Origin of the sequence: Streptomyces sp. NPDC058289, assembly GCF_042880975.1 — a bacterium.
In the GTDB taxonomy this organism is placed as follows: Bacteria; Actinomycetota; Actinomycetes; order Streptomycetales; family Streptomycetaceae; genus Streptomyces; species Streptomyces stoeckheimensis.
The window spans coordinates 1-10,298 of sequence record NZ_JBHVYI010000143.1 but is presented as its reverse complement, the minus strand read 5'-3'; the positions used below and the strand labels follow the sequence as shown (position 1 = coordinate 10,298).

Here is a 10,298-nt window from a genome sequence, read left to right as displayed (position 1 = left end):
CTCGCGGCGGTGCCCCCCGCGGCGGGCGACGCATGGCGCGCCCTGGCCGGGGGGGACCCCCCGCGGGCGCGGCCCCGCGGCGGCGAGATGCCGGCCCTCCACCGCCCCCTTGGTTAGGGCCCGCAGCACGGCTTGTTCACCGTCATGGAGCAGGACCCGGAGTACGCCCCGTACATCGCGGCACTGGTCGAGGAACACCGCGAACTGGCGGCGTTCCTCGCCGGAGCCGACGTGACGGACCCGGCGGACGCCGCGGCCCTGCGCCGGGCGGTGGAGGAGCTCCACCACCACATCGCGAAAGAGGAGGACGGCCTCTTTCCCGCTTCCCTCACCGCCCTGACGGGCGACGACTGGGACCTGTCCATCAAGGCCTGGCGCGCGGCCCATCCCGACGGGGACCTGAGGCCCGCCGGGTAGCCGGTACGCCCCCCGCCCGCCCCGCCCCGCCCCGCCCCCGGTGGTCCCGCTACTTGGTGGTCTGGTTCAGCGCGACCAGCGCCTGCGCCCAGCGCGCGTACTTCAGCTGGCCGAAGTCGGCGACGGTCTTGACGCCGAAGGCCTCCAGCAGCAGCTCGCCGTCCTTGTCGGTGACGCCCTTGAGCGCGGCCACCGGCGCCGCGAGCACCTCCGCGAGCGGCTTGTCGGCCCACGCCTTGTCCAGCACCTTGTCGAGGTCGATCGCCATGAGTGTCCTTCCGGAATTCCAAAATATGAACTGATGGCACAAACCTAGAACAATCGGACAAGCATCCGGAGGTGCGACACCAGCACCTTCGGGCGCGCCGGGCGCCCGCCCGACCAAGGGGCGGGCGCACCCCCTCGCCCCGGGGGATTCCACGTATAATCCGCTCCGTTCACCCCGTACTTCGCGTCGGATATCGGAATCGAAAAGGCTGTGACCAAGAAATGAATTCACTGCGGGCGCTTCTCGACGGCGGGATTCCGCTGGTGGCCGTCAGCTTCGACGACAGCGAGACCGAGCCGCGCGCCCACGCCGCGAAGAGCGCCGGCGTCGACGTGGCCGAACTGCGCGTCGACCGGTACGCGGCGACCGGAACGGACCATGTCCTGGCCCAGGTGGACGAGTTCAAGGCGCTGCCGGTCCTGGCCACGATCCGGTCCGCCCGCGAAGGCGGCGAGTGGAAGGGAACCGAGGCGCAACGGCTCGAACTGTTCCGCGCGCTCGCCCCTCAGGTCGACGCCGTGGACATCGAGCTTTCCTCCGGGGAAATCCTGTCCGAGGTGATCGAGGCCGCCCACCGGCACGACACGGTGGCGCTCGTCTCCTATCACAATTTCGAATTCACGCCGGCCACCGAGGAACTCCAGGCCGTCATCGACGACGCCAAGAGCGCCGGCGCCGATGTGGTCAAGGTGTCCACGATGGTGCGGTCCGAGGACGACGTACGACGGCTGGCCTCGCTCCTGCTGCGCGCCGGAGCCGAGGACACCCGGCTGATCGTCATCGCCATGGGCGAGGCCGGGGCGGTCTCGCGCGTCTTCTTCCCCGCCCTCGGGTCCCGGATCACCTACTCCTTCTTCGGTGCCAGCTCCGCCCCGGGCCAGCTCGATTTCCCCGAGACCTTCGGCCTGCTGCGCAAGTTCTACCCGGCCTTCGACGAGCGGAAGTCCGCCGGGGCCTGAGCCCCGCGCCGGGGAGGGCCACCACCTCCCCGGCCGCGCCTCCCCCATCCCTCTACCGGTCACCAGCCCCATCCGTTGCAGAACGCCCCGCACGTCACCTGATGAAGTGAACTCCCCCTTATCCGACCGGCAACACGGGTAGTGCCCTGCTGATCTCGTGAGGAACCAACGAGACAGTCAGATGAAAGGCCCACCCTGCCGTGACGCAGCCGTTTCAACTGCCGGATTTCTATGTGCCTTATCCGGCGCGACTGAACCCCCACCTGGAGGACGCCAGGGTCCACACCAAGAAATGGGCCCGCGACTTCGGGATGCTGGAAGGTTCCGGCGTCTGGGAGGAGCGCGACCTCGACTCGCACGACTACGCCCTGCTCTGCTCGTACACCCACCCCGACTGCGACAGCGAGGCGCTGTCCCTGGTCACCGACTGGTACGTGTGGGTCTTCTTCTTCGACGACCACTTCCTGGAGATGTTCAAGCGCTCCCAGGACCGCGAGGGCGCCAAGGCCTACCTCGACCGGCTCGGCGCCTTCATGCCGATGGACCTGGCCGACGGGTTCCCCGAGGCCACCAACCCCGTCGAGGCCGGACTCGCCGACCTGTGGGCCCGTACCGTCCCGGCCATGTCGATGGACTGGCGGGAACGGTTCTCCCTGTCCACCAAGAACCTGCTCGACGAATCGATGTGGGAACTCGCCAACATCAACATCGGGCGGGTCTCCAACCCCCTCGAATACATCGAGATGCGTCGCAAGGTCGGTGGCGCCCCCTGGTCGGCCGGCCTCATCGAGTACGTCTCCGCGGAGGTTCCGGCCCGCGTCGCGCACTCCCGACCCCTCGGCGTGCTGCGCGATTCCTTCTCGGACGCGGTGCACATCAGGAACGACATCTTCTCCTACCAGCGCGAGGTCTCCGAAGAGGGTGAACTCTCCAACGCCATCCTGGTGTTGGAGACCTTCCTCAACTGCACCACCCAGGAGGCCGCCGACGCCTCCAACGACCTCCTGACCTCCCGGCTCCAGCAGTTCGAGCAGACCGCCCTCGCCGAACTCCCCCAGCTCTTCGCCGACCACGCCATGAACCCGGCCGAGATCGCCGCCGTCCTCGCCTACGCCAAGGGCCTCCAGGACTGGCAGTCCGGCGGCCACGAGTGGCACATGGTCTCCAGCCGCTACATGAACAAGGAGGCCCGGGCCACCGCCCCGCTCACCCTGCCGTTCATGCCCTCGGGTCTCGGCACCACCGCCCTCGACCTCCGCTCCATCCTCGCCCCCCGCGCCCTGGAACTGCGCCGGCGCTCCTTCACCCACGTCCCCTTCGAGCACACCGGCCCGTCCGTCGTCCCGGACGTCTACATGCCGTTCCCGCTCACGCTCAGCCCGCACCACACCCGCGCGCGCGAGGAATCCGTGGCGTGGGCCCGGGAGATGGGCCTGCTCCACCCGCAGCCCGGCGACCCCGGCTCCGCGATCTGGAACGAGGAGAAGCTGCGCGGCTACGACTTCGCGCTCTGCTCCGCGGGCATCGACCCCGACGCCACCCCCGAGGCGCTGACCCTCAACGCCTGCTGGCTGACCTGGGGCACGTACGGGGACGACTACTACCCGGTGGTCTTCGCGCAGGCCAAGAACCCGGCGGCCGCCAAGGCCACGCACGCCCGGCTCGTCGCCATGATCCCGGTGGACCACGCCGAACAGGCCGTACCGGCCACCGCGATGGAGCGCGCCCTCGGCGACCTGTGGGTGCGCACCAGCCTGGGCATGAGCCCGTCGGTGCGCACGGAGTTCCGGGCCACCCTCGTGGACATGCTGGAGAGCTGGCTGTGGGAGGTGGACAACCAGATCCTGAACCGCATCCCGGATCCGGTGGACTACGCCGAGATGCGCCGCCGCACCTTCGGCACCTACCTCACCATGTACCTGTGCCGGCTCGGCCAGGCGGGCCGGGGCATCCCCGAGGAGATCTACTCCTCCGGCACCATCCGCTCCCTGGAGAACGCCGCCGCCGACGCCGCCTGCCTGATCAACGACATCTTCTCGTACCAGAAGGAGGTGGAGGTCGAGGGCGAGGTGCACAACTACGTGCTCGTCACCCGCAACTTCTTCGACATCGGCTACCCGGAGGCCCTGCACATCTGCCACTCGCTGATGACGCAGCGCACCGAGGAGTTCGAGCACATCGTCGCCGGCCAACTGCCGCTGCTCTACGAGGACTGGAAGCTCGACGCGGGAGCCCGAGCCGGACTCGACAGCTACGTCGGCGAGTTGCAGGACTGGCTCGCCGGAATCCTCAACTGGCACCAGAAGGTGAAGCGTTACCGCGAGGAGGACCTGCACCGGCTGGGTGACGGGATCTCCACCGGCGTCCTGGGCGCCTCCTTCGGCATGGCGGCGGCCCGGATCGGCCTGCCCGCCGGCTGAGCACGGACCGCCGGGGCGGTCGGCCGGGGCGGTCCGCTCGCCCGCCCCGGCCACGCCCGTTCCGGCCCGGTCCGCCCCCGGCCTCCCGGAGGATCAACCGGTGCAAGCCCGCCGTAGGGTGACCCGCGTGATCAAGAAAAGAATCCTCACGGCCCTGCTCATCGGGGCCCTCCTGGCGGTGGGCGCTCCGTCCGCCTCGGCCGAGGACACGACGACGTACGTGACCACCGGCCCGGTCTTCAACAAGCCCAAGGGCACGACGGCCGAGCAGGGCGCGATCCTCAGCCAGCTCGGCCGCCTGGTCAACGGCGCCCAGAGCGGGTCGACCATCCGTATATCGCTGTACCTCTTCGGATCGAGCTGGCTCGCGGACCAGCTCGCGACGGCGCACCGCAGGAACGTGAACGTGCAGGTCCTCGTCGACGACGACAGCATCACCGACGCCTGGATGTCCGGCTCCGGTGCCACGGTGAGGGACAAGCTGACCACGGCCTTCGCGGCGACCCCGCCCGCGGGCTCGACGTACGGCACGTCCTGGTTCAAGGTGTGCGCAGCGAACCGGCCGTGCCTGGCCAAGGGCACGGGCGGCGTCAACCACAACAAGTTCTTCCTCTTCTCCCGGACCACCGGCAGCGGCCTTCCCGACAAGGGCAAGCCGGTCGACAACGTCGTGGTGCAGTCCTCGGGCAACCTCACCACCTGGGACCGCGAGTCCGCCTGGAACGACGCCCTGACCGTCGCCGACAATGCGGACCTGCACGCCGGCTACACCCGCTACTTCGACCTGATGGCCGCTTCGCAGGCGCTGCCGGACGGGTCGGGCCGGGTCGACGACCTGGCGATCGACGTGGAGGCGGGGGCGGCCAAGGGCTACTTCTTCCCGCGCAACTCGACGGACGTCGTCGAGAACATCCTGAGCATGATCGAAACCCCGGTGACGAACCCCGACGGGACCACTGCCCCGCTCTGCCACGGGAACACCGCCGGCCACGGCACGGCCGACGGCCGCACCGTGATCCGCATCGCCAACGGTCACATCTCCCGGCCGGTCGTGGCGGAGAAGCTCTGGAAGCTGGCCGACGCCGGCTGCTTCGTCGACGTCGTCCACGGCAAGCTCTCCGACTACGAAGCCGAGGGCGTGCACCGCGAGACGGCCTACTGGCTCACGCGGTCGACCGAGAAGGGCAAGATCTCCCTCCACCGTCTGACCAACGACGACCTGAAGAACCCGGCCGACCCCGCGGCCTCCGGAACCTTCAGCCACACCAAGTACCTGCTCATCGAGGGCTCGTACAAGGGCGCGAAGGACCAGAAGCTCGTCTTCACCGGCAGCCACACCTACACCGGCATGGCCCTGACCAGCAACGACGAGGCCCTGCTGAAGTACAACAGCCCGACGGTGCACGACGCCTACGTGGCGAACTTCCGTGAGCAGCGTGCCGCCGCGATCGCGGAAGCCCAGTACGGCGGAGTCCTTTGACTTCCGCTCCCTCCCTAGAGGGAGGGGATTCCCACCGGTCATCATCGTCGCGAACGCCGACCAACCGGCGTCGTGTAGACACCTCCGACGACGGCGACCACGCCCTCGGGGACGACCGGCCGAAGCGGCCGCCGGCCTGCCTCGCAGGGCCGGCGGCCGGGCGGGTTCCGGCCCCGCCGGCCTCGGGTCAGCGCGCCGCGGGCCCCGTCCAGTCCGCCGGGACGTGTCCGAGGCGGACCCGCTGCGGGTGGTCTCCGACGGGTACGGACACCCGCTTGGTGCCGGTGGCGAAGTCGATGGCCGTGACCTGGTCGGCGCCGCTCTCGGAGATCACGCAGCCGGAGCCGTCGCCGTCGACCGTGGCCCAGTAGGGCTTGGCGGCGGGGACGAGGGGCCCTTGTTCCAGGGTGGCCCGGTCCACGACGGTCGCGTAGTCGTCCATGGTCCCCGCGACGCACAGCTTGGACCCGTCCGGGCTCATGGACATGCCGTGGTGCCGGGAGTCGTTGACCCAGGTGGTGCGGTCGGTGCTGGTGGCGGGGTTCACGGGGAGGGTCTTGATCCGGGTGATCCGGTCCGCGGCCACGTCGTACTCGACGAAACCGTTGAAGAAGGACACCTGGAAGTACAGCTTCGACTCGTCCGGGGCGAAGGACATGGGCCGCACCGCGTCGGACAGGTCGGAGCGCCCGAAGGCGTCGAGGCGGGCCCGCATGTCGATCACCCGGACCGGACGGAGGGTTTGCGCGTCGGCGACCGTGATCCTGCGGTCACCCTTCGTCCAGTCCAGCCAGGGCGCGTCGAGGGCTGAGGTCACGTCACCGATGGAGCTGTTCCACAGGAAGCGGCCGTCCCGGGTGAAGGTGTTCTCGTGCGGTTTGTCGCCGGTGGCGAAGGAGCCGGCCTGGCGGCCGCTGGCGATGTCGAGGACGTGCACGGTGTTGGCGGTGGAGGCCGAGACCGCCACGCGGGTGCCGTCCGGGGAGACGGCCATGTGGTCGGCCCGGTAACCGGCCACGGGAAAGCGCCAGTTGATCCGGCCGGTGCGGACGTCGATGGAGACGACGTCGGCGAAGCTGGGGCGGGAGGCGACGACGGCGGAACCGTCCGGGGTGGTGTACATGTCGTCGACGAACTGGTCGTGGCCCTCGCCCGCCGTGGCCCGGACGCCCAGGAAGTAGGCGAGTTTCACCGGGTTGAGGTAGATCTCCCGGAGCCGCTCCTCCTTGTCCGGGACCATGTTGATCCGGCCCACCTTGGCCAGGTTCCCGGTGGAGGCGAGGACGTCGGCGGTGCCCTCCCAGTTGTTGCCCACGAACAGGACCTCTCGCGGGCCCGGACCGGCCGACCCCGCTCCCGTGGACAGCCCGGCGCCCGCCGCGGGCGCGGGACCCGCCGCGAGGGCGGCCAGCGCCAGCGCGGCCACGGCCGCCAGGGCCGGCAAGGCCGTCATGACACCGCGGTTACTCGTTCGGCTGGCAGACATCCGGTCAACTCCATTGCGGGGAGACGCTGTTACCGGCCGGTAAGATAGGCGGAACGACGAAAGGGCGCAACCCCCACGGGGTTGCGCCCTTTCCACACCGTGCTACAACTCGTCAGCTCTTCAAGCGACGGACCCGATCCTGCTGATCACCGTGTTCGCGACGTCCGGGTGGATCGGGATGTGGGCGCCGGTCAGGGCCGCGCCGGTGCCGCCGCGCCGGTTGGCGACGATCTCGGCGGCGATGGACAGCGCGGTCTCCTCCGGGGAGCGGGCCCCGAGGTCCAGGCCGATCGGGGAGCGCAGCCGGGCCAGTTCGAGCTCGGTCACGCCGACCTCGCGGAGCCGCTTGTTGCGGTCCTCGTGGGTGCGGCGGGAGCCCATGGCGCCGACGTAGGCGACGGGAAGTTTGAGGGCCAGTTCGAGGAGCGGGACATCGAACTTGGCGTCGTGCGTGAGGACGCACAGGACCGTCCGGCCGTCGATCTCGCCGGCGGAGGACTGCTCCTCCAGGTAGCGGTGCGGCCAGTCGACCACGATCTCGTCCGCCTCGGGGAAACGCTTCTTCGTGGCGAACACGGGCCGGGCGTCGCACAGCGTCACCCGGTAGCCGAGGAACTTGCCGATCCGCACCAGGGCGGAGGCGAAGTCGATGGCTCCGAAGACGACCATCCGGGGCGGCGGGACGCTGGACTCGACGAGCACCTTGAGCGGCTCGCCGCAGAGGCGGCCGTCGGCCCCGATCTCCAGCACACCGGTCTTGCCGGCGTCGAGCATGGCCCGGGCCTCGTCGGCGATGGCGCGGTCCAGCTCGGGGTGACCGCCGAACCCGCCCTCGTAGGAGCCTTCGCCCCGGACGAGTACGGCGCGGCCCATGAGCTCGGCCGGACCTTCGGCGATCCGGGCGACCGCCGCCGCCTCCCCTCGGGCGGCGGCGGCCAGCGAGGCCGCGAACACCTCCCGAGCGGGAGAGCCCACGGGGACCGGGGTCACCAGGATGTCGATGATTCCGCCGCAGGTCAGACCGACGGCGAAGGCATCGTCATCGCTGTAGCCGAAGCGCTCCTGGACGGTCTCGCCGTCCTCCAGCGCCTGCTGGCACAGCTCGTACACCGCACCCTCCACGCATCCACCGGAGACCGAACCGATGGCCGTGCCGTCACTGTCGACGGCGAGGGCCGCTCCGGGCTGCCTGGGCGCGCTCCCGCCGACCGCCACGACCGTGGCGACGGCGAAGTCACGTCCCTGCTCGACCCACCGGTTCAATTCTTCGGCGATATCCAGCATGGGGGCCTCCTCGGAGGGGTTCAGTTTCCAGTATCGGATACGTGGAGGGTGCGGTCTTGCGCTACGGATCAGGTCGGTCGGACCTGGTCGGATCGGCTCAGCCGACGCCGAGCCAGCTCTCGATCGGGTGGAGCGCGAAGAAGACCAGGAAGATTCCGGTCAGCGCCCACATGAAGCCGCCGATCTCACGGGCCTTGCCCTGAGCGACCTTGATGGCGACGTAGGAGATGACACCCGCGGCGACACCGGCGGTGATCGAGTACGTGAAGGGCATGACCACGACGGTCAGGAAGACCGGGATCGCGGTCGAGCTGTCGGCCCAGTCCACGTGGCGGGCGTTCTGCATCATCATCGCGCCGATGACGACCAGGGCCGCGGAGGCGACCTCACCCGGGACGATCTGCGTGATCGGGGTGAAGAAGAGGCAGGCGGCGAAGAAGAGGCCGGTGACGACGGAGGCGAGGCCTGTGCGGGCTCCCTCACCGACGCCGGTGGCGGACTCGACGAACACGGTCTGGCCGGAGCCGCCCGCGATGCCACCGATGGCGCCACCGGCACCGTCGATGAACAGCGCCTTGGACAGGCCCGGCATGCGGCCCTGCTCGTCGGCCAGCTTGGCCTCGGTGCCGACGCCGATGATGGTGGCCATCGCATCGAAGAAGCCGGCGAGCACCAGGGTGAAGACGATCATGCCGACCGTCATGTAGCCGACGTCGCCCCAGCCGCCGAAGGAGACGTCACCGAAGAGCGAGAAGTCCGGCGCCGAGACCGCGGAGCCGCTGAGCTCCGGCGGGCCGTTCTTCCAGGCCTTCGGGTCGATGTCCACGATGGCGTTGAGGATCGCGGCGAGGACGGTGCCACCGACGATGCCGATCAGGATCGCGCCGGGCACCTTGCGGGCCTGGAGCATGAAGATGGCGACCAGGGTGATGGCGAAGAGCAGGACGGGCCAGCCGGAGAGCTCACCGGTCGCGCCGAGCTGGACGGGGGGCATGAACTCCCCGCCGTTGCCGACGAAGCCCGCCTTCACGAAGCCGATCAGGGCGACGAAGAGGCCGATGCCCATGGTGATGGCGTGCTTGAGCGCGAGGGGGATCGCGTTCATGATCATCTCTCGGAGGCCGGTGACGACCAGGAGACAGATCACTATGCCGTAGACCACACACATGCCCATGGCCTGCGGCCAGGTCATCTGGGGGGCCACCTGCGAGGCCAGCACGCCGGACACGGAGAGGCCGGCCGCGAGCGCGAGCGGGACCTTGCCGACGAAGCCCATGAGGAGCGTCGTGACGGCTGCCGCGAAGGCCGTGGCGGTGATGATCGCCGAGGCGGCCATCTTGTTGCCGTCGACGTCCGCTCCCGAGAGGAGCAGGGGGTTCAGCAGGAGGATGTAGGCCATGGCCATGAAGGTCGTGATACCGCCACGAACTTCGTTGCCGACCTTGGATCCGCGCTTGCTGATGTGAAAGTACCGGTCGAGCCAGGACTGTCCAGCGGGGGTCGAAGGGCCGTTTCCGGCTTCCTCCGCACTGGTCTTGGGCTCCACAGAGGACTGGGTCATGGTGCCTAACTCCCAAGGTTCAAAGGGGCACCCGCATAAAGATTGGAGACACGGGATTTGGGATAACGCGTTTGGCTGCACGACCCGGGGTGACGGCCCGAGGCGACGCAAAATGTGCACTGCGTGTACTGCGGGTACTGCGAGGGTTCTGCGGTACGGCTGGTACTCCTGGTGTCACCTGGGGTAGGCGGTGCACCCGGGGGTACTACGGGGGGGTACTGCCGGTGAAACTTGACCGCGAGCGGTGCGGTCCTGATGACTCCGGACTTCTGTGCTCCGGGCGGTGCGACTGGAAGTGTGACGTTCCCGTGTCACACCGCCCGGAAATCTGGGGGGGGTCCGGGGGGCGCGCGGCCCCCGGACCACCCCGCCGAGAGGGGGCCGGTGTGCCCTTCCGGACACATCGGCGTCTTGTTTGTATAC

8 protein-coding genes are annotated in these 10,298 nt (G+C 69.3%); 4 read left to right on the top strand and 4 right to left on the bottom strand.

The features are described 5' to 3' along the window. Positions 1 to 144: 144 nt before the first annotated feature. Complete coding sequence (locus tag ACFVX6_RS38690; RefSeq protein ID WP_389699280.1) at positions 145 to 417, top strand: hemerythrin domain-containing protein; 273 nt, start codon at positions 145 to 147, stop codon at positions 415 to 417. Between the two features lie 49 nt (positions 418 to 466). Here the strand turns inward: ACFVX6_RS38690 and ACFVX6_RS38685 are convergent, their stop codons facing one another. After that, a complete protein-coding gene (locus ACFVX6_RS38685; protein WP_243338778.1) occupies positions 467 to 685 on the bottom strand; it encodes a hypothetical protein in 219 nt (72 codons plus the stop codon). 221 nt (positions 686 to 906) lie between these two features. On the opposite strand from ACFVX6_RS38685, the gene aroD reads away from it, so the two are divergent. From aroD to ACFVX6_RS38670, 3 genes are all read left to right on the top strand, one after another. Then, positions 907 to 1,644 carry a type I 3-dehydroquinate dehydratase gene (gene aroD, locus ACFVX6_RS38680; protein WP_389699279.1) on the top strand — a complete coding sequence of 246 codons (738 nt, stop codon included), beginning with the start codon at positions 907 to 909 and terminating at the stop codon, positions 1,642 to 1,644. 200 nt (positions 1,645 to 1,844) lie between these two features. Then, positions 1,845 to 4,064: a germacradienol/geosmin synthase gene (locus tag ACFVX6_RS38675; protein WP_389699278.1), complete on the top strand. Its 2,220-nt coding sequence runs from the start codon at positions 1,845 to 1,847 to the stop codon at positions 4,062 to 4,064. A gap of 127 nt (positions 4,065 to 4,191) precedes the next feature. Further along, positions 4,192 to 5,544: a phospholipase D-like domain-containing protein gene (locus ACFVX6_RS38670; RefSeq protein WP_389699277.1), complete on the top strand. Its 1,353-nt coding sequence runs from the start codon at positions 4,192 to 4,194 to the stop codon at positions 5,542 to 5,544. A 187-nt stretch (positions 5,545 to 5,731) separates the two neighbouring features. On the opposite strand, the gene ACFVX6_RS38665 is transcribed toward ACFVX6_RS38670, so the two are convergent. The 3 genes from ACFVX6_RS38665 to ACFVX6_RS38655 all read right to left on the bottom strand — a co-directional run bounded on the left by ACFVX6_RS38665 (position 5,732) and on the right by ACFVX6_RS38655 (position 9,875). After that, positions 5,732 to 6,997 (bottom strand): YncE family protein, encoded by a 1,266-nt coding sequence (locus ACFVX6_RS38665; protein WP_389699276.1) that lies wholly within the window; start codon positions 6,995 to 6,997, stop codon positions 5,732 to 5,734. 153 nt (positions 6,998 to 7,150) lie between these two features. Further along, entirely contained in the window at positions 7,151 to 8,314 is a 1,164-nt protein-coding gene (locus ACFVX6_RS38660) for an XdhC family protein (RefSeq protein ID WP_389699275.1), read from the bottom strand. 97 nt (positions 8,315 to 8,411) lie between these two features. Beyond that, positions 8,412 to 9,875, bottom strand: a complete 1,464-nt coding sequence (locus ACFVX6_RS38655) for an NCS2 family permease (RefSeq protein WP_389699274.1) — start codon at positions 9,873 to 9,875, stop codon at positions 8,412 to 8,414. Positions 9,876 to 10,298: the final 423 nt, after the last annotated feature.